The following is an 18,483-nucleotide window of genomic DNA, read 5'->3' as shown; positions in this document are numbered from 1 at the left end:
TGATTGTCCACGCCAACCCCGTTGTCGCACCAGTTCGTGCGGAATCCGCCAGAGGAAGTACCGGAACCGTCACTTCCGTGCCACAGCGCTCTGACAGCCGTTGAACAGGCCGTTCGCCGTGCAGGAGGGTGGTCCGTGGCGGCGGCCCGTCCTTCCTCGGGGGAGAGGACGGACCGCCGTCCGGTCATCCGCTGGTGACCGTGAAGTGCAGCGTGTCCTTCAGGAACGGGATCTGCAGCCACGGCTCCGGCTGTGCCATCAGGGCCAGCAGGACGATCACCAGACCGAGTACGCCGTACGTGACGATGTCCGTGAAGCGGGAGCGGACGGCGAGCATGCCGACGTCCGGCAGCAGCCAGCGCATCACGCCACTGCCCAGCAGGGCGACGCCGATCAGCAGCGTCCCGAGCCGGAACTGGTCGAAGGCGGTCACCAGCAGCCCGAGCCCCACCAGCCCCAGCACGGCGAGCACGGGCCACTGCCGCACCGGCGCGGGCGCGTCCCCGGACACGGCCCGGCCACCGCCCTCGGGCCGCGCGGTGTCCCTGGTGAACAGCGGAAACCGCCGGGTGACCCGCCGCGCCCGCCCGTCGGCGTCGGGTGCGCTGACCGGATCCCGCACGGTGAGGTCGTCTTCGCCCTCCGCCGACCCGTCCGCCCCGTCCGAAGCGCTGAGACCGACCTGCTCATCCGGCTCGGCCGAGGCGCTCCGGCCCGCACGCCCATCCGGCTCGTCCGAAGCGATCGGGCCGGCCTGCCCGGCCTCGACGCTCCCGCCGCCCGCCGCGCTCCGCGCGCTCCGCTCAGCCGACACTGCGCTCCGCCGCCTCGACCACGTTGACGAGCAGCTGGGCACGGGTCATCGGGCCGACTCCGCCGGGGTTCGGGGAGATCCAGCCGGCGACCTCGGCCACGTCGGGGTGGACGTCGCCCACGATCTTGCCCTCGGCGCTGCGGGAGACACCGACGTCCAGGACGGCCGCGCCCGGCTTGACGTCCTCGGCACGGACCAGATGGGCGGAACCGGCCGCGGCGACGATGATGTCCGCGCGCTTGAGGTGCGCCGACAGATCACGCGTGCCGGTGTGGCACTGGGTCACCGTCGCGTTCTCGCTGCGCCGCGTCAGCAGCAGCGGCATCGGCCGGCCGATGGTCACGCCCCGGCCGACCACCACGACCTCCGCGCCCTTGATCTCCACGCCGTAGCGGCGCAGCAGGGTCAGCACGCCGTTCGGGGTGCAGGGCAGCGGGGCCGGCTCGTTCAGGACGAGGCGGCCGAGGTTCATGGGGTGGAGCCCGTCCGCGTCCTTGTCCGGGTCCATCAGTTCCAGGATGCGGTTCTCGTCGATGCCCTTGGGCAGCGGCAGTTGCACGATGTAACCCGTGCAGGCCGGGTCCTCGTTCAGTTCGCGGACGGCGGCCTCGATCTCCTCCTGCGTCGCCGTCGCGGGCAGCTCGCGCTGGATCGAGGCGATACCTACCTGCGCGCAGTCGCGGTGCTTGCCGGCGACGTACTTCTGGCTGCCGGGGTCGTCCCCGACCAGGATCGTGCCGAGGCCGGGCGTGACGCCCTTCTCCTTCAGCGCCGCCACGCGGGCGGTCAGATCGGACTTGATCGCGGCTGCGGTGGCCTTGCCATCGAGAATCTGGGCGGTCATGACCCCATCCTCGCGGATGACCCGCCCACGGTTCCAATCCGGCCACAATCCGGGCACCGGGGGCCGCTCCTCCCGTATCCGCCCATGATCAGCGATGTTGCACTTGCACAACACATCAGGAATGCGGCTGGACAAGCCCGTCACCGGTGCAGAACGATGACATGACAAGTGCCGCGGGCAGTTCAACGGGGGGACGGTCGCAATCTGAAGTACTTCTCCTCCGTGCGGATGCCCCGCGTCGTCCCCGCACTCGGAACAACGGAGGAAAGTCAGCCATGAGCTACGGCGACCCGAACAATCCCTACGGCGCCCCCCAGGGACAGCCGCAGCAGCCGCAGCAGCCGGGCTACGGCTACCCGCAGCAGCAGGGCCAGGCGCCCGGCTACGGCTACCCGCAGGCCCCTCCGGTGTCCCCCTACGGCGCCGGCCCCGCCGCGCCGACCACGATGGCGGGCTCGGTGAGCGCGGCCCGCGCGATGATGTGGGTGATCGTCGGTCTGCAGGTCGTCGGCGTGGCCCTCATGGCCTTCGCCGCCGCGGCCCTCAACGCCGCGAAGGACGAAGAGTCCCTCCAGGACAACACCGCCTTCCAGGACCTGGTCGGCCAGTCGACCGGCGTGATCTGGGGCTACGTCGTCTTCGGCCTGGCCTGGCTGGTGTTCGGCGCGGTCCTGGCGACGAAGTTCAAGTCCGGCGGCAACAGCGCGCGGATCACCATCCTGGTCTTCGCGATCATCACGGCCGTCCTGGGCATCTACCCGTTCGTCATCATCGGCCTGGTGCACACCATCCTGGCCGTCCTGGTCGCGGTGTTCGTCGGCAACGCCAACGGCAAGGCCTGGTTCAACCGCCCCCGTTACTGAACCGCCCCGGCGCGCGGACCAGTTCACGCCAATCACACCCAAGGGCCGTGTCTCACCCGTACGAGGGGGGCACGGCCCTGGTGCGTCGCCCTAGTCTGACGGTGGTAGCTGTTCAGGCACGGGGAGAGCACCTTGTACAGCATCATCGTGGTACCTCCGCCGACCACGGAGGACGAGCGAAACCGCACGCAAGTCAGACTCGCGCCCGGCGAACGCCTCACCTTCGGCCGGTCCGCGCACGACAACGACCTGCCCATTCCTCACGACGGGGTCTCCCGCCGGGCCGGTGAGATCACCGCGCAGGGCGCCTTCTGGATCCTGAGCAACCTCAGCCGCGAGCAGACCTACGTGGTGGAGAACCCGGAGGGCGCGGGCGAACACGTCAAGGTGGCGCCGGGGCGGCTGGACGCGCCGGTCCCCTTCGAGTTCTCGCGGATCGTGCTGCCCGCCGCCGGCGACCTGCTGGCGCTGGAGGTGTGGGCGCCACGCCACGACTACCTCAGCGGCACGGGCGGCCTCGACGGCGCGACGACCGCCCCGGCGTTCTCCGTCGACCGCAGCAAGCGCTACTTCGCGGTCCTGGCGGCCCTGTGCGAACCGCGCCTGCGCGGCACTCCGCACGCCCCGCTGCCCACCGTCGACCAGGTCGCCGACCGCCTGCGCCCCGCCTGGCCTGCCGCGTCCCGCACGGCCGTGCAGTGGAACATCGACTATCTCGCCGTGAAGCTGCGCCTCAAACCGGGCCCGGAGAGCGCGGACACGGGCCCGCGGCTCAACGGCAAGAAGGAGTCGCTGGTCTCCCTGGCGCTCCGTTTCGATCTGGTCAGGGAGGACGACCTGGGCGTCCTGGCCGCCCCGCCGGGCGGGGTGACCCGGTGAACGAGGCCTATGCGGTGCCGGTGCCGAAGGGCTACCGGGTCGGCGCCTGGGAGGTGCGCGAGCCGATCGCGACCGGCGCCTTCGGCAGTGTGTACGCCGCCCGGCGCGTCGGCGGGAGCACGGAGCTGCCCCGGACCGCCGCCCTGAAGTTCCTGCCCACCGGTACGGCCACGCCGCGCCGGCTCAGCCATCTGCGCGAGCTGATCGACCGGGAGGTCGCGCTGTACCGGCGGCTGAAACACCCGCGGCTGGTACGGATGTACGAGACGCTGACGGTCGACGACCCGGGCAGCCCGGAGCTGGACGGCGCCACCGTCCTCGTCCTGGAGCGGGCCAAGGGCTCGCTGTCCGCCCTGCTCACGGCGGTGCCCCGGCCCGAGGCGGGTCCCGCGCTGCTCGCGCAGATCTGCGAAGGGCTGGCCCAGTTGCACGACGCCGGCTGGGTGCACGGCGACCTGAAACCGGCCAACGTGCTGCTGATGGAGGACGGTTCGGTCCGGCTGGCCGACTTCAACATGGCGGCCGAGCTGGAGGGCACCCACGCCTACACCCCGGCCTTCTCCACCCCCGACTACACGCCGCCCGAGCTCCTGTGGACCGAGATCGGCGAACGAGGCCGCCGGATCCGACCGTCCGCCGATGTGTGGGCCTTCGGCGTCCTGGCCCACCTCGTCCTGACCGACTCCTTCCCGCTGCCCGGCGCCACCCCGACGGCCCGTCGCGACGCGGCGGCGGCCTACGCCCGCGGCACCGACGAGCTGCGCCTGTCGCCCGAACTGGCCGACGACTGGCGGGAGATCATCCGCGCCTGTCTGACCCGGACGTACCAGGACCGCATCACCGGCGAGGCACTGCTGCGCCGCGTCCGGGCGGCCGCCGCCGGGACGGCCCACCGGCCCTTCCGGCTGCCCCGGCTGCGCCCGGCCCGCCGCCGCGTGGGCCGTACGTCCGTCGCGGCGGCCATGGCCGTCGGCGCGCTCGCCGCCCTCGCCTACGGCGTCAGCGTCTGGGCGGGCGGTGCCCCGGGCGGCGGTGGCTCCGGCGCCACCGCGAACGTCTCGGCCGCCGCGTACGGCGCCTCCGATCTGCGCACCGACCGGGGCATCCCGCCCGCCTACCGGCTGCTGATCGTGGAGACGGCGCACGACTGCGACCAGAAGGACGTCACCCCGGTCCTGATCGCCGCCATGCTGAAGGTGGAGAGCGACTTCGACCCGGACCTCTCCGATCCCGCCAACGACGAGTACGGCATCGCCCGCTGGACCCCGCGCGTCCTGCGCTGGTGGATGAACGAGGACGGCACTCCCGGCGAGACCGTCCCCCGGCCCCCCTTCCCGCCCGCCGAGTCCATCCCGGCCATGGGCCGCTACCTGTGCTGGATCGCCCCGCGCCTGGAGCCCGGGCTGCGGGGCGAGAGGCGGGTGCTGGTCGCCGCCGCGTACCGGACGTCGTACAAGACGGTGAACGACGCGGGCGGCGTTCCCCCGGACACTCGTACCTACGCCGGCCGCGTCGCGCACTACCTCAAGGAGTACAGCCCGCCCGGGAAGAAGTGACCCTGAGAGTTCTGAGGTGCCCCCGTCGTCCCCGTCCGGAGGCCGCTGCGCCGGTGCCGCCTTCTCTCACAAACCCTTCACGGAACACCCTGTATCAGGCGCGATGCTTCGTACTCGTCCAAAAACGTCCCATACCCTGCCCCTCGTCGGACTGGGGGCTGCGCCCCCTGGCGTCATAGGAGGAGGGGGACGACTCCATGTACAGCCTCATCGTCGTACCACCGAAGTGCGGCAGCGCGGACGGGCAGGTCAGGATCGCCGCGGGCGAAAGGCTGACGTTCGGCAGGGCCGGGACGGACGGCGGACTCACCATCGACCACGAAGGGGTGCCCCGGGTCGCCGGGGAGATCACGGCACACCGGTCCTTCTGGCTGCTGAGCAACCTCAGCGAGGACCAGACCTATGTGGTGGAGAACCCGGAGGGCGCGGGAGAACACCTCAAGATCGCGCCGGGCCGTATGGAGGCCCCGGTACCGTTCGAGTTCTCGCGGGTGGTCCTGCCCGCCGCGGGAGACCTGCTCGCCTTCGACGTCTGGGCACCACGCCACGCCTTCCGCAGCGTCGACCGCCGGGGACTCCCCGGCGCCGCCACGGCACCGGCGTTCGCCCTGGACCGCACCAGCAGGTATTTCGCCGTGCTGGCCGCCCTGTGCGAGCCGCGGCTGCGCGGGGAACCGCACGCGTCGCTTCCGGCGGTGGAACAGTTGGTGGAACGATTACGCCCGGTCTGGCCGGCGGTCAGCCGCTCGTCCGTCTACTGGAACATCGACTACCTGGCCCTCAAACTCCGGCTGCGCCCCGACACCGCCGAGCCCGGCCTGCGCGTCAACGGCAAGAAGGAGTCGCTGGTCTCGCTCGCGCTCCGCTTCGACCTGGTCCGCGAGGACGACCTGGTGGTGCTGGCCGCAGCGGCCGGCGAGGTGGCCCGATGACCGGTCAGTCGCACGCCGTTCCCGTCCCGAAGGGCTACCGAGTCGGCCCGTGGGAGGTGCGCGAGGCCTGCGGGACTTGGATATTGCGGTGATCTCCGGCGCGGGCTCACGGGCTCAGGAAAGATACACACACCGGCACATGACGTATTCAGGTTCAAGAGAGGTTCACACGTGAGACCGATAAGTACCGCCCTGACCCTCGTGGCAACCGCCGCCCTGGCCCCGGCGCTCCTGCTGACCGGCCCGGCCTTCGCCGCCGAGTCCGTTCCGCCGTCCGCCGCCGTGGCGACCGTGACCGACGCGGCCGGTTCGAGTGTCGACGAGATGTCCGACCACGACGTCCGAGTCGCGATCATGCGCATCATCGCCGACCCGAGCACCGGCAAGGCCGTGTACGCCGCCGCGCAGCGGGCCATGGACGGCACCATCGAGGACCAGCGGTACTTCCTGGAGACGGGCCGTTGGACAGCCCAGGCCGAGGACGATGGCGTCGCCATCGCCCGCATCCTCGCGTCCGCCGACCCGAAGACCGACAGGGGGGTCATCAGGGAGGCCAACGAGGCCCTCGACGCCAACACCCCTCAGGCCCTTCGCGCCTTCCTGGAGACCGGCTACCGCCTCGCCCGGGCCGAGGACGACCGCGTCCGTGTCGCCCGCATCCTCGCCGACCCGACCATCAGCGACGCGCTGTGGGCCGCGGCGCAGGAAGTCATCGACGGAACGCCGGAAGAGCTGCGGTACTTCATCGAGGTGGGGCAGTACGAGGTGGACGGCTAAGGCCCCGTCTCGCGGACGCGCCGTGCCGCGGGCAAAGCTTCGTCGTCTGTCTGGAACGACCCTTACTCTGCCCTTCGTGGCCGGGTGAGGGTTGCCCTCATGGATCGGGGGAGGGGCGGGTCCGTGCTCAGAGTCATCGTCGTGCCGACCGCGGCATCGAGCGAGGCGGCCCCATGACCGGACAGCGGTCGCACACGGTCCCCGTACCGCAGGGCTACCGCGTGGGGCACTGGGAGGTACGGGAGCCTCTGGCGTCGGGTGCCTTCGCGACCGTGTACACGGGCAGGGCGACCGGCGAGGCGGATCCTGCCCTGCCTCGCCGGGCCGCCCTGAAGTTCCTGCCGACGGGCACCCGCACCCCGCGCCAACTGCGCCATCTGCGCGAACTGGCCAAGCGGGAAGTGGAGTTGCTGGAGCGGCTGCGCGCACCGCGCCTGATCCGGATGTACGAGACACTGACCGTGGACGACCCGGACCACCCCGAACTCGACGGCGCCACCGTCCTCGTCCTGGAACGCGCCGAAGGCTCCCTGGACACCCTGCTGGAAGACGACCCGACGCCCGAGTCGGGCCCCGCGCTGCTGGCCCAGATCTGCGAGGGCCTGCACCAACTGCACCACGCGGGCTGGGTGCACGGCGATCTGAAGCCCGCCAACGTCCTGCTGATGGAAGACGGTTCGGTACGGCTGGCCGACTTCAACCTGGCTGCCGAACTGGAAGGCACACACGCGTACGCGCCCGTCTTCGCCACCCCCGACTACACCCCACCGGAACTGTTCTGGGCCGAGATCGACGAGCGGGGCACGCGGATCCGTCCTTCCGCCGACGTCTGGTCCTTCGGCGTCCTCGCACACGTGGTCCTCACGGGCTCCCACCCCTTGCCGGGCGGCAGCACGGAAGCTCGCACCGACGCGGCGATGCGGTACGCGCGGGGCGCGGAGGAACTGCGACTGTCTCCCGATCTGCCCGACGCGTGGCGGGAGATAGTGCGGGACTGTCTGGCCCCGAAGCACCGGGAACGCGTCACGCACGACACGGCCTCGCTCCTGCGCCGCGTGGAGGAGGCGGCGGGCGTTGCCCGCTCGGCCCGCCTGCCCCGCCTGCGCCCCCGGTTCTGGCGGCGGCACCCCGTACTGACGTCGGCCCTCGCGACGGTGCTCCTGGCGACGACGGGGACGGTGGGGGCTGCCTACCTGTACGTGAACCAGGACAACGGAGTGCCGGTGTACAGGGCACTGCCCACGGAGTCGGCGTCCAGGGGGCCGGGCGGCGAGCTGGTCTACGGCTACCACCGCTGCCCCGAGGACAGCGCCTGCTTCTTCAGCGAGTACAACGGCAATGGCCGCATGTGCAGTTGGCGCGGCGACGACGCCGACTGGTCGTCGGGCGACGAGACCTGCACCTGGGCGGCGAGTGCTCCGGTCCGCTCGATCTTCAACAACATCGCGGACGAGCGGAAGCAGCACGACCTGACCTACTTCCGCGGGACGGACTTCGAGCCCGCCGGCGCGGACCGCCGCCGCGTGGCACAGCGCAGCGGTTGCTCGACCGTGAACTCCATGGGCAACGTGGCGGGAGAGGCCGCGCCGCGGTCGCACCGGCTGGTGGGCAGCTGCGCGACCAAGTCGGTGCTGTGGACGATCCTCTCGCTGTTCAACTGACCGGGGTCGTCGCCAGAGGGACTTGATGAAGAGGTCCCAGGCTTGGGAGGGGAACACGAGGGCGGAGCCGTCCGGGTTCTCGGAGTCGCGGACGGGGACGAGGTCGGGAGGTTGTCGGCGACCTCGACGCATTCACCGCCGGTCCCGTTGCGGTGGCGCGTCGTGGATGGTCATGATCCGGGTCATCCCCATCATGAACGGATGGGTCGCGGCAGTTTCCGGGACGATCTGCACAATGGACCGTGTGGCCCTGACCACCTTGGCGATGTGAGCCAGAAGTTCGGCCATACCGGCAGGCGACAGCACCCGTCGCCGGATGACCGACTCGTCGAGAACCGCCCAGAACTTCGGCGGCGCCTCGCTCGCAAAGAGCACCTGGGCACGGCCTGTCCCGAAGTCCAGCTGTGCGTCAGCGAGTTACTCGCGAACGCGATCCGTCACCTCGGCGAGGGCACCCCGGTGACCGTCCGCCTCACCCGCGCCCAGAACGGCCGTGTCCGCCTGGCCGTCACCGATCCCGACCCGCACTCCTGGCTCGTCCCGCGTCACCCCGGTACGGACGACGAGACCGGCCGCGGCCTGCTGCCCGGAGCCTAAGGGCCTTCACCTCCCGCCGTACCTGGAACTTTGCAGGTTCTCCCACGCGCCGGCCTCGGCTCACCATGACGTTCATCCATCCATCGAAGCCGAGAGGTACTCATGATGTTCCGACGCACCGTGTACGCGGCCGTAGGCACCCTCATCGCCGCCGGATCGCTGGCAGTGACCGCACCGACGGCATCGGCAGCCACGGATTGCGACGCGTCCACCACCTCATGGACGTGCTCCGCGAGCTGGGGCTCCAGCGAGGGCGACTTCACCGGCTCCGGAAGCTCCACCCACGCCAAGGGCTGGGTGAAGGACAAGAAGTCGGACAGCTACTGCGTCCAGGTCGTTCTCACCTGGTACGGCTCCAACGGCAAGAAGGACACGGACTACTCCCCCCAGGCGTGCCCGAACGGCGACAAGGACGAATTCGACAAGATGCCCGGCGATGGCACCCACTGGAGCCCCACCGCGGTCAAGATCTCGGTTCAGAAGGTCTGACCGACATGAAACCGCGAGAGTAACCCTCGAATGTTCCAGTACCCCCGTCAGCGAGGCCCGTGAATGCTGAGAGCGCGCCACCACGGGGGTGGCCACCAGCACGAACACGACTGGAGCAGACATGAAGGAAAGGCTCAAGATGGCCGCCGTGGCCACGGCGGCCGTGGCAGGGGTGGCTATAACCACCGTGCCTGCGCAGGCACACACGGGGATCGTCAACGTCAGCCGGGGTGATTGCGTGTACTTCGGCACCAGCAGTCACGGCGAGGCCGATACGACGAAGGGCGAGGGGGACTGCAAAGGACACGCCTGGCTCCGGGTGAAGTGGAACGGCGCAATCAGTAACTGGATCCACGACCCGTGGAAGGCGAGGTTCACCGCCCCCGGCCTCAAGGGGATCACGGTGAGCGATCACAAGAGCTGTGAGACGTGCTCCTACGAGACCGTCAAGCACTAGGAGGCTGACCTCGATGAGGTATCGGTACCGCGGTGCTGTCACTGCCGTGGTGCTGGTGTGTGGGCTGAGCGGGTGCGGCCAGATGTCGGGGGGCCCGGACATCTCGGTACCATCCGCCCAGTTCCGCCAGTACGTGAGCGAGCAGGAACGCGAAGCGGGCCTGGCGGCCCAGGACGCGCTGCTGACCGACGGCACCGCGAGTGGGAGCGACTACAAGGCCGCGGTGGACCGGCTGGAGAAATGCCTGGAGGAAGGTGAAATCACGCTGGTCAATCGTGGCTGGAATCCGGTGGACCATCGATCGATGAATCTGTGGTACCGCAATGCGGACATACCAGAGGACGAAGTTGCTGCCCGCAGCGACCAGTGCCACACGGCACATCTGGGCAAGGTTGAGCAGCGGTACGCTCAAGACCATGCTCCCGCCATGGCGGCCGCGCTCCTGAAGTACTCGCGCACGTGCCTGTCCGGCCAAGGCATCGCCACGGCAGGTGACGAGAGAAACATGCCCGATCTGATCCGAGCCGTCGGGCCTGAGCGGGAGAACCAGGCGATCGAGTGCGTCGAGGCCGGGGCCAGGAAGCTCTATCCGAAGATGCCCGTCGCCGTGCGCTGAGTGACCCACCGCTCCTGCGTCTGCCCCGGGGCCTCAACCACCTGCCGGTTACCCCGAAGCAAGGACGTCGGTAGGTGCGGGGCGGTAGCCGGTCTCCCGCTGGATGCGCTGAGCCGCGCCGATGTGGTGTGCCGCCGGAGTGAGGTCGCCGGTGGTGTGTCCGATCGCCCCGAGTGCCGTCAGCGCGCGGCACTCGGCCGGGCGGCGCAAAGTGGAGCCAGTAGGGCACGGCGAGCGGTGCCGTCCACCCCCGCACCGCTCGCCCGCACCCACATATGCCGCTCGCCCGCAGCCACATACATGGGCGAGGGCCCGCCGGTCACCGAGCGGCGGGCCAAAAAGGTGTGCGGCTCAGTGGAAGAAGTGCCGCGTCCCCGTGAAGTACATCGTGATGCCCGCCTTCTTCGCGGCCTCCACGACCAGCTCGTCACGGACCGAACCGCCGGGCTGGACGATGGCCTTGACCCCGGCCTCGCTCAGCACGTCGATGTTGTCCGGGAACGGGAAGAAGGCGTCCGACGCGACGTAGGAACCCCGGGCCCGCTCGGCACCGGCCCGCTCCACGGCCAGCTTGCAGGAGTCGACGCGGTTGACCTGGCCCATGCCGACGCCGACCGAGGCGCCGTCCTTGGCGAGGAGGATCGCGTTGGACTTGACGGCGCGGCAGGCCTTCCAGGCGAAGGCCAGCTCGGCCAGTTCCGCCGGGGAGAGCGCCTCGCCAGTCGCCAGGGTCCAGTTCGCCGGGTCGTCGCCGTCGGCCTGGAGGCGGTCGGTGACCTGGAGGAGCGCGCCGCCGTCGATGGGCTTGACCTCGACCGGGTTCGCGGGGGCGCCCACGGCCTTCAGCACCCGGATGTTCTTCTTCTTGGCGAGGGCTTCGAGGGCCCCCTCCTCGTAGTCCGGCGCGACGATGACCTCGGTGAAGATCTCGGCGACCTGCTCGGCCATCTCCTTGCTGACCGGGCGGTTGACCGCGATCACGCCGCCGAACGCCGACAGCGGGTCACAGGCGTGCGCCTTGCGGTGCGCCTCGGCGACGTCCGCGGCGACCGCGATACCGCAGGGGTTGGCATGCTTGATGATCGCGACGGCCGGCTCGGCGTGGTCGTACGCGGCACGGCGGGCGGCGTCCGTGTCCGTGTAGTTGTTGTACGACATCTCCTTGCCGTGCAGCTGCTCGGCCTGGGCGAGACCGCCGCCCTCCGGGGAGACGTAGAGCGCGGCGGGCTGGTGCGGGTTCTCGCCGTAGCGCAGGGTGTGCTCGCGCTCCCAGGTGGCGCCGAGGAAGTCGGGGAACCGGGAGTCGTCGACGGGCGCGTAGGAGGAGGCGAACCAGGAGGCGACGGCGACGTCGTAGGCGGCCGTGTGCTGGAAGGCCTCGGCGGCGAGCCGCTTGCGGGTGGCGAGGTCGAAGCCGCCGCTCTGGACGGCCTCGAGCACATCGGCGTACCGGGCCGGGCTGGTGACGACCGCGACCGACGGGTGGTTCTTGGCGGCGGCGCGGACCATCGAAGGCCCGCCGATGTCGATCTGCTCGACGCACTCGTCGGGCGAGGCGCCCGAGGCGACGGTCTCGCGGAACGGGTAGAGGTTGACGACGACCAGGTCGAACGGCTCGACGCCCAGCTCGGCGAGCTGCCGCCGGTGGTCCTCGAGGCGCAGGTCGGCGAGGATGCCGGCGTGGACCCTGGGGTGCAGGGTCTTGACGCGGCCGTCCAGGCACTCGGGGAAGCCGGTGAGCTCCTCGACCTTGGTGACGGGGACGCCGGCAGCGGCGATCTTCGCGGCCGTGGAGCCGGTGGAGACGAGCTCGACCCCGGCTTCGTGGAGCCCGCGCGCGAGGTCCTCGAGCCCGGTCTTGTCGTAGACGCTGACGAGCGCCCGGCGAAGGGGCCGCTTGTTGCTGTCGGCGGTCACTGGATAACTACCTTTCGTCCCTCAATGCGATGGCCGTTGCGGGCGAGCCGCCCCACGACCTCGACGAGCAGCCTTCGCTCGACGTCCTTGATGCGCTCGTGCAGAGCGCTCTCGTCGTCCTCGTCCCGGATCTCGACCACGCCCTGGGCGATGATCGGGCCGGTGTCGACGCCGTCGTCGACGAAGTGGACGGTGCAGCCGGTGACCTTGGCGCCGTACGCGAGCGCGTCCCGCACGCCGTGGGCTCCCGGGAAACTGGGCAGCAGGGCGGGGTGCGTGTTGACGAACCGCCCGCCGAACCGCGCGAGGAACTCCTTGCCGACGATCTTCATGAAGCCGGCGGAGACGACGAGGTCGGGCTCGAAGGCGGCGACGGCCTCGGCGAGGGCGGTGTCCCACTCCTCGCGGCTCCCGTGGTCCTTGACCTTGCGGACGAAGGTCGGCAGCCCGGCGCGCTCGGCCCGTGCCAGCCCCTCGATGCCCTCACGGTCGGCGCCGACGGCCACGATCTCGGCCCCGTAGGCCTGCGCGCCGGTGGCGGCGATCTCGTCGAGGAGCGCCTGCAGATTGGTGCCGGATCCGGAGACCAGCACGACGAGGCGCTTGGCGCGCGGGGCCACGGGCTTGGCGGCCACGGTGGGGGCCTTTCTCGGGGGAGCGTCTGTCCGGGCGGTCGGACTGTGGCGTTTGTACATTCATACGAATGCTTCGGGTCCCCTGATACGGGGAAGCCTACGAACCGGCCGACCGTCAGCAACGATACCGGCACACCGGACGGCCCCCACGGGACGGGGGCGTGGCCGGAAGGTAGCGTCTGGGCGGAGCCGGTTCGGGAACGCCGTCCGGGCGTGGTGCGTTCAGGAGGGTGACGGAGCCGGTCCCGACGCCGCACCGACCTCTGTCCGTCCAGCCTGATCCCCCACTCCTGATCCCCCAGCACCACTCACCGTCCTACTCACCAACGGGAAGACGCTCACTTGATGCCGGACCGCAGCCTGCGACTCCTCACGTTCCCCCCGCTGTCGGCGCAGGGAGGGGAGCGCGGCGCCGTGCTGCTGCGGGAGCGCCCCAGCTCACCGCCCGACGCGCCGTCGGACGGCTCCGGCGGCGACGGGCGAGGGCGCGGCTCCCAGGAGGACAACCCCTTCGCCCCGCCGCCCGAGGGCACCCCGGACCGGCCCTGGCAGCCCCGCCGCCCGTCGGGCGACGACTCCCAGGACGGCGACGGGGGCGACCGTGCGCCATGGGGCAGTCAGTGGAGCGACCGGCAGCCCGGCCGCTCCCCCGACGGCTTCGGCGAGCGCCCCAGCGGCGGCCCCGAGGGCCAGGGCGGCGGCGGCCAGGGCGGCCCGAACCTCCGCTGGGACCCGACGGACCCCTCCCAGCGCCGTGCGCGCTATGCCCTGCTGTCGGGCATGTGGGCCTTTTTCTTCGCCCTGTTCAGCTGGCCGTACGTGGCGCTGCTGCTCGGCGCGCTCGCCCTCTACTGGGGCATCAGCGCGCTGCGCGCCAAGCCCCGCAGGTCCGACCCGGACTCCCCGGCCCCGGAGCAGCCGGGGCGCCCCCAGACGACCGCCGCGGTCAGCGGCCTGGTCACGGCGTCCCTGGCGATCGCCCTGGTCGCCGCGACGTTCACTGCGCAGCTGGTCTACAGCGACTACTACACGTGCACGAACGACGCCCTCACGAACAAGGCCGAGAAGTCCTGTACGAAGCTGCTGCCGGAGGAGCTGCGGGGCCTCCTGGGGTCCCAGGGCTGAGGCGGTCCCGCCCCCGTCAGGGGCTGTCGGAGCCCGGAGCCGGGTCGGCCGGCAGGAAGTCGTAGGGCTGGTAACCGGCGTCGTCGTCCTGGTCCTGCGGGCCGCCGTACAGAGCGTCGTGCTCGAAGGGTGCGTAGGGGACGTAGGGCAGGTCCGGAGTACGAGATGCCGCAGCCCCATCCGACACGGAGTCGCCACGCCCGAGGCCCGGCGCGCCCATGGCGCCCTTGCCCCCACGAGCGACTCCGGCTCCCCCGGCGATTCCGGCACTCTTGCCGGTCTTGGCACCCCAGGCGACTCCGGATTCCCCGGTGCCCTTGGTGTTCCCGGGCTGCTTGGCGTTCCCGGCGCCCCAGGCGTCTCCGGCGTCCCCGGCGGCTCCGGCCCCCTCGGTGTCCCAGGCGGCTGGGGATTGTCCGGGGGCTGCTCCCTTGCCCCCGGCGGCCGTGGTGCGTCCGGACCGCCCGGTGCCTCCGGAGGCCCTGGTGGTCCCGGCGGCTCCGGTGCGCGCGAACCAGCCGCCTCGGCGGCTCGGCCGCCCGGCCCTGCCGGCGCCGGCGCTCTCCTCGCGCTGTCTGCCGATCGCCGGTTCCTCCGCCTTGGGTGAGCGGCGGCGCCAGAGGCCCACCCCCACCGCCGTCGGGACGGACACCAGCGTCAGCCAGGCCAGGGTCGCCGCGCCCACCTGCCACCACACCGGGCCGAAACGGGCCAGTACGGCGACCCCGAGCGGCCCGCCGGCCAACGCGGCGAGCCCCGCGAGCACGGCCGCGCACAGGAGTGCCGCCAGCGCGGCGGCACAGGCACCGCGCCACGGCGACCAGCCGGCGCCCCGCCCGCCACGCTCTCCGGAGGCCGCCCCGCGCGCCGCGGTCCGGCCCATCACCACCCCGGCGACCACCGGCACGACCCCGGCCGCCCAGTGCACGAACGCCCCCTGCCCCGCCTCCGGCACCGCCGCCAGCAGCGGAAACGGCGGCAGGTACGGCGGCGGCGCGGAGGACAGCGGGCCGACGACATGGCCGGCACCGATCGCGAAGCCGGGACCGAGGGCGTACGCGGCACCCCATACCGCCGCGTTCGGCAGCAGGGCCGCGCACAGCAACAGGACCGCGAACCGCCCCGACCACCCCTCGGTCAGCCGGAGCCACGAGGCCTGGGCCTCCGTGCCGTGCCCCACCAGCGACACCGCCACCAGCAGCGCGCCGCCCCCGAGCAGTACCGCCACTCCGGCCGCCGCGGCCCGGGCGGCGACACCCGGGCGCCCGTCCGGGCCGTGGACCAGCGGCCGCAGGCCCGCCGGCAGAACCCGCAGCAACCGCCGCAGCGGCCCGCCCGGACGGCCGTACGCCGACCACACACCCACCCCCGCCGCGAGGACAGCGACCAGCGGCACATGGACGCCCGTCCACAGCCAGGACGGCCGCAGCACACCGCCGGCGGCGAACAGCGCGGCGGCCAGGCCGACGGCCAGGTAGCCGAGGACGACACCCGTCCACGCCGTACGGGCGGCGACCAACGGCGGTCCCGCGCCGTCGATCTCCTCGGCATCCTCGGGGCCCTCCAGGTCCTCGACGGTCGCGATGGCCTTGAAGCCGCCGATGACGTCCTCGTCCCCAGCCCTGCCTTCCGTGGCGTCGCGTGCCGCCCGGAGCAGCAGCCACACCGGCAGCACGAGCAGGAGCAGCGGCGGGATGCCCACGGGGGCCGGGACGCCGGAGAGCGTGTCGACGCGGACCAGCTCGGCTCCGTGGGCCAGCAGCCACAGCGCCGCCGTCACGTGCAGCACACCGCCGGGCCCGCTGTCGGGGTACGGCGAGGTGATCCACAGCAGCATCACCAGCACGGCGAACCACGCGAGCCCCAGGCCCGCCGCCACCGCACCACTCACGAGGGCGTCTCCCAGTCCGGGCGAACGGTCGCGCACCCGGGCGAGCAGGAGCGCCGGCAGACGGCGGCGAGCGGTCATCTTGATCACGCCCGCCATGCTCCCAACGACACGCGCTTTCCCGTCGTAACAGGCGAACCACCGTTGTGTCGCTCAATATACGTTTATGTACTTTTCCGTACCCAGGGGCGTCCTGTGACCCAGAGCCCTGCCCTCCAGCTCCCTCCGCCCAAGGAACGCCGACGCCTGCGCGAGGCCGCCTCGCTGACGCGGGCTCAGCTCGCTTCCCGGGTGGGCGTCACCAGCGAGACGGTGCGCGGATGGGAGACCGGCCGCGCGACGCCACGCGGCCGGAAGGGGGAGAAGTACGCGAGGCTGCTGAACTCACTGGGTACGCCGCGGGAGGTGACGGAGCCTCATACGAGTGTCACCACGACCGACCGAGGCCGGCCCTCCTCCCGGGGCAGGGGCGCCGGGAGCCGCCCGCCCGCCAGGGACCGGGACCGCGCCCATGCCGCCGACCGGGGCCGCTCCCCCACTCCCGACCGCGGCCGCACCACCCCCCGCGTCACCCTCGCCGACCTCAGCCGGGCCCCCCGCCGTGCGAAGACCCCGCACCGGCCGGACGACGCGACCTCCGCGCTCGACCCCGAACAGGCCTTCGACGCGCTGTACGCCTTCTGCGCCCCCGCGCTGGTCCGGCAGACCTATCTGCTGACCGGGCGCCGTGAGCTGGCCAGGGAGTCCGTCGAGCGGGCCTTCCAGATCGCCTGGCAGCGCTGGCCCGAGGTGGCCCGCGACCGGGACCCGGCGGGCTGGGTGCGCGCGGTGGCGTACGAGTGCGCGCTCTCCCCGTGGCACCGGCTCAGGCCCCGCTACCGGCACCCCGAGCCGCCCCCGCCCGACGCGTTCGACCGCGCTCTGATGGACACCCTCCTGAGGCTCCCGCCCTCGTACCGCCGCACGCTGCTGCTCTACGACGGCGTCGGCCTCGGCCTGCCGGAGACGGCGGCGGAGACGGAGGCGAGCACCCGCGCCGCCGTGAACCGGCTGACGCACGCGCGCGAGGCGGTCGCCGAACGGCTGCCGGAGCTGGCGGACCCGGAGGTCCTGCACTGGCGGCTGGTCGAACTCGCCTCCACCGAGCGGCTGCGGGCCGCCAAGCCGCTGGTGGTGCGGCAGGCCGGGGAACGCCGGGCCCGCCTCTGGACCCGGGCCGCCATCGCCTTCACGGCCCTGCTGATCGGGACCACGGTGCTCACCGTGCGTACGGCCCCGACACGCTACGAGCCACCTGTACCGGCGGGCGAGACGGTCCAGGGCGTACCGCCACCGGTCGCGCCCGGGCCGCTGTCGGAGTCGGAGCGGCACCTGCGGAGCAAGCTGCTGCGCCAGGAGCAGCAGCGGGGGCCGGACCGGCTGATGCCGCAGCCCCGGTGATGGCGGCGTCCGTGGTGACGGAGGCGTCCGTGGTACGTCCGAAACAGCGGTGGGCCCGCCCCCCGTGCGGGGAGCGGGCCCACCTGTGAGCCGTGAGGCGCTGCTCAGCCGGCGAGGATGGCGCGGGCCAGCTTCGCGGTCTCGGTCGGCGTCTTGCCGACCTTGACGCCGGCGGCCTCGAGGGCCTCCTTCTTCGCGGCGGCCGTGCCGGAGGAGCCGGAGACGATGGCGCCGGCGTGGCCCATGGTCTTGCCCTCGGGCGCGGTGAAGCCCGCGACGTAGCCGACGACCGGCTTCTTCACGTTCTCCTTGATGAAGGCCGCGGCCCGCTCCTCGGCGTCGCCGCCGATCTCACCGATCATCACGATCAGGTCGGTGTCGGGGTCGGCCTCGAACGCGGCGAGCGCGTCGATGTGCGTCGTGCCGATGACCGGGTCGCCACCGATGCCGACGGCCGACGAGAAGCCGATGTCACGCAGCTCGTACATCATCTGGTACGTCAGCGTGCCGGACTTCGAGACCAGGCCGATGCGGCCCGGCTTCGTGATGTCGCCCGGGATGATGCCGGCGTTCGACTGGCCCGGGGTGATGAGGCCGGGGCAGTTCGGGCCGATGATGCGGGTCTTGTTGCCCTGCGACACGGCGTAGGCGTAGAACGCGGCCGAGTCGTGGACGGCGATGCCCTCGGTGATGACGACCGCGAGCGGGATCTCGGCGTCGATGGCCTCGACGACGGCGGCCTTGGCGAAGGCCGGCGGCACGAAGAGGACGGATACGTTGGCGCCCGTCTTCTCGATCGCCTCGGCGACCGTGCCGAAGACCGGGATGTCGTTGCCGTCGATGTCGACGGACGTGCCCGCCTTACGCGGGTTCACGCCACCGACGATGTTCGTGCCGTCGGCCAGCATGAGCTTGGTGTGCTTCATGCCCGTGGCACCGGTCATGCCCTGGACGATGACCTTGCTGTCCTTGTTGAGGAAGATAGCCATGGCT

Annotated in this window: 19 protein-coding genes and 1 pseudogene; 12 read left to right on the top strand and 8 right to left on the bottom strand. The window is 71.7% G+C overall.

Translation table 11 applies throughout. The annotated features are described in order from the left end of the window. Positions 1-184: 184 nt before the first annotated feature. Positions 185-814, bottom strand: coding sequence for a DUF3017 domain-containing protein (locus ACFT32_RS16585; protein ID WP_382489542.1), 630 nt, complete (start codon positions 812-814; stop codon positions 185-187). After that, positions 804-1,658: a bifunctional methylenetetrahydrofolate dehydrogenase/methenyltetrahydrofolate cyclohydrolase gene (locus ACFT32_RS16580; protein ID WP_382489540.1), complete on the bottom strand. Its 855-nt coding sequence runs from the start codon at positions 1,656-1,658 to the stop codon at positions 804-806. Before ACFT32_RS16580 ends, ACFT32_RS16585 begins: the two co-directional genes overlap by 11 nt. Before the next feature lie 275 nt (positions 1,659-1,933). On the opposite strand from ACFT32_RS16580, the gene ACFT32_RS16575 reads away from it, so the two are divergent. The 6 genes from ACFT32_RS16575 (at position 1,934) to ACFT32_RS16550 (ending at position 8,326) form a co-directional block, all read left to right on the top strand. Continuing rightward, positions 1,934-2,521, top strand: coding sequence for a hypothetical protein (locus ACFT32_RS16575; RefSeq protein WP_382489538.1), 588 nt, complete (start codon positions 1,934-1,936; stop codon positions 2,519-2,521). A gap of 132 nt (positions 2,522-2,653) precedes the next feature. Continuing rightward, a complete protein-coding gene (locus ACFT32_RS16570) occupies positions 2,654-3,400 on the top strand; it encodes an FHA domain-containing protein (protein WP_382489536.1) in 747 nt (248 codons plus the stop codon). Then, positions 3,397-4,956: a protein kinase gene (locus ACFT32_RS16565; protein ID WP_382489534.1), complete on the top strand. Its 1,560-nt coding sequence runs from the start codon at positions 3,397-3,399 to the stop codon at positions 4,954-4,956. The genes ACFT32_RS16570 and ACFT32_RS16565 overlap by 4 nt, the downstream gene beginning before the upstream one ends. A 197-nt stretch (positions 4,957-5,153) precedes the next feature. Further along, positions 5,154-5,888: an FHA domain-containing protein gene (locus ACFT32_RS16560; RefSeq protein WP_382489532.1), complete on the top strand. Its 735-nt coding sequence runs from the start codon at positions 5,154-5,156 to the stop codon at positions 5,886-5,888. Positions 5,889-6,059: 171 nt separating this feature from the next. Then, positions 6,060-6,665: an ALF repeat-containing protein gene (locus ACFT32_RS16555; RefSeq protein WP_382489531.1), complete on the top strand. Its 606-nt coding sequence runs from the start codon at positions 6,060-6,062 to the stop codon at positions 6,663-6,665. Positions 6,666-6,838: 173 nt separating this feature from the next. After that, complete coding sequence (locus tag ACFT32_RS16550; RefSeq protein ID WP_382489529.1) at positions 6,839-8,326, top strand: protein kinase; 1,488 nt, start codon at positions 6,839-6,841, stop codon at positions 8,324-8,326. A gap of 57 nt (positions 8,327-8,383) precedes the next feature. Here the strand turns inward: ACFT32_RS16550 and ACFT32_RS16545 are convergent. Beyond that, positions 8,384-8,458 (bottom strand): annotated as a pseudogene (locus ACFT32_RS16545) (hypothetical protein); the annotation flags it as partial. Continuing rightward, positions 8,459-8,701: a Scr1 family TA system antitoxin-like transcriptional regulator gene (locus tag ACFT32_RS16540; protein ID WP_382489527.1), complete on the bottom strand. Its 243-nt coding sequence runs from the start codon at positions 8,699-8,701 to the stop codon at positions 8,459-8,461. Here ACFT32_RS16540 and ACFT32_RS16535 point away from each other — a divergent pair. The 4 genes from ACFT32_RS16535 to ACFT32_RS16520 all read left to right on the top strand — a co-directional run bounded on the left by ACFT32_RS16535 (position 8,594) and on the right by ACFT32_RS16520 (position 10,485). Continuing rightward, a complete protein-coding gene (locus ACFT32_RS16535) occupies positions 8,594-8,923 on the top strand; it encodes an ATP-binding protein (RefSeq protein ID WP_382489525.1) in 330 nt (109 codons plus the stop codon). The two genes, ACFT32_RS16540 and ACFT32_RS16535, sit on opposite strands and share 108 nt — an antisense overlap. 105 nt (positions 8,924-9,028) lie before the next feature. Beyond that, positions 9,029-9,412 (top strand): hypothetical protein, encoded by a 384-nt coding sequence (locus ACFT32_RS16530; RefSeq protein WP_382489523.1) that lies wholly within the window; start codon positions 9,029-9,031, stop codon positions 9,410-9,412. A 121-nt stretch (positions 9,413-9,533) separates the two neighbouring features. After that, positions 9,534-9,869: a hypothetical protein gene (locus tag ACFT32_RS16525; RefSeq protein WP_382489522.1), complete on the top strand. Its 336-nt coding sequence runs from the start codon at positions 9,534-9,536 to the stop codon at positions 9,867-9,869. A 133-nt stretch (positions 9,870-10,002) separates the two neighbouring features. Continuing rightward, positions 10,003-10,485, top strand: coding sequence for a hypothetical protein (locus ACFT32_RS16520; RefSeq protein WP_382489520.1), 483 nt, complete (start codon positions 10,003-10,005; stop codon positions 10,483-10,485). Positions 10,486-10,836: 351 nt separating this feature from the next. Here ACFT32_RS16520 and purH read toward each other — a convergent pair whose 3' ends face one another. Together purH and purN are read right to left on the bottom strand one after the other, a co-directional pair. After that, positions 10,837-12,402 (bottom strand): bifunctional phosphoribosylaminoimidazolecarboxamide formyltransferase/IMP cyclohydrolase, encoded by a 1,566-nt coding sequence (gene purH / locus ACFT32_RS16515; RefSeq protein WP_382489518.1) that lies wholly within the window; start codon positions 12,400-12,402, stop codon positions 10,837-10,839. After that, the gene (purN, locus tag ACFT32_RS16510) at positions 12,399-13,037 is read right to left on the bottom strand and encodes a phosphoribosylglycinamide formyltransferase (RefSeq protein ID WP_184591279.1); all 639 of its coding nucleotides are present in this window, start codon (positions 13,035-13,037) and stop codon (positions 12,399-12,401) included. Before purN ends, purH begins: the two co-directional genes overlap by 4 nt. Before the next feature lie 345 nt (positions 13,038-13,382). Between purN and ACFT32_RS16505 the strand changes: the two genes are divergently transcribed. Continuing rightward, positions 13,383-14,162, top strand: a complete 780-nt coding sequence (locus tag ACFT32_RS16505; protein WP_382489516.1) for a hypothetical protein — start codon at positions 13,383-13,385, stop codon at positions 14,160-14,162. Between the two features lie 16 nt (positions 14,163-14,178). Here ACFT32_RS16505 and ACFT32_RS16500 read toward each other — a convergent pair whose 3' ends face one another. Then, complete coding sequence (locus ACFT32_RS16500) at positions 14,179-16,131, bottom strand: DUF6350 family protein (protein ID WP_382490710.1); 1,953 nt, start codon at positions 16,129-16,131, stop codon at positions 14,179-14,181. A gap of 114 nt (positions 16,132-16,245) precedes the next feature. Here ACFT32_RS16500 and ACFT32_RS16495 point away from each other — a divergent pair, with 114 nt between their 5' ends. Continuing rightward, positions 16,246-17,490 (top strand): helix-turn-helix domain-containing protein, encoded by a 1,245-nt coding sequence (locus ACFT32_RS16495; RefSeq protein ID WP_382489514.1) that lies wholly within the window; start codon positions 16,246-16,248, stop codon positions 17,488-17,490. Between the two features lie 104 nt (positions 17,491-17,594). Here ACFT32_RS16495 and sucD read toward each other — a convergent pair whose 3' ends face one another. Then, entirely contained in the window at positions 17,595-18,479 is an 885-nt protein-coding gene (gene sucD / locus ACFT32_RS16490) for a succinate--CoA ligase subunit alpha (RefSeq protein ID WP_193481601.1), read from the bottom strand. Positions 18,480-18,483: the final 4 nt, after the last annotated feature.

It is taken from the genome of Streptomyces sp. NPDC057002 (assembly GCF_042673825.1).
In the GTDB taxonomy this organism is placed as follows: Bacteria; Actinomycetota; Actinomycetes; order Streptomycetales; family Streptomycetaceae; genus Streptomyces.
The sequence above is the reverse complement of the archived record's forward strand: the minus strand, read 5'-3'. Positions and strand labels throughout refer to the sequence as shown.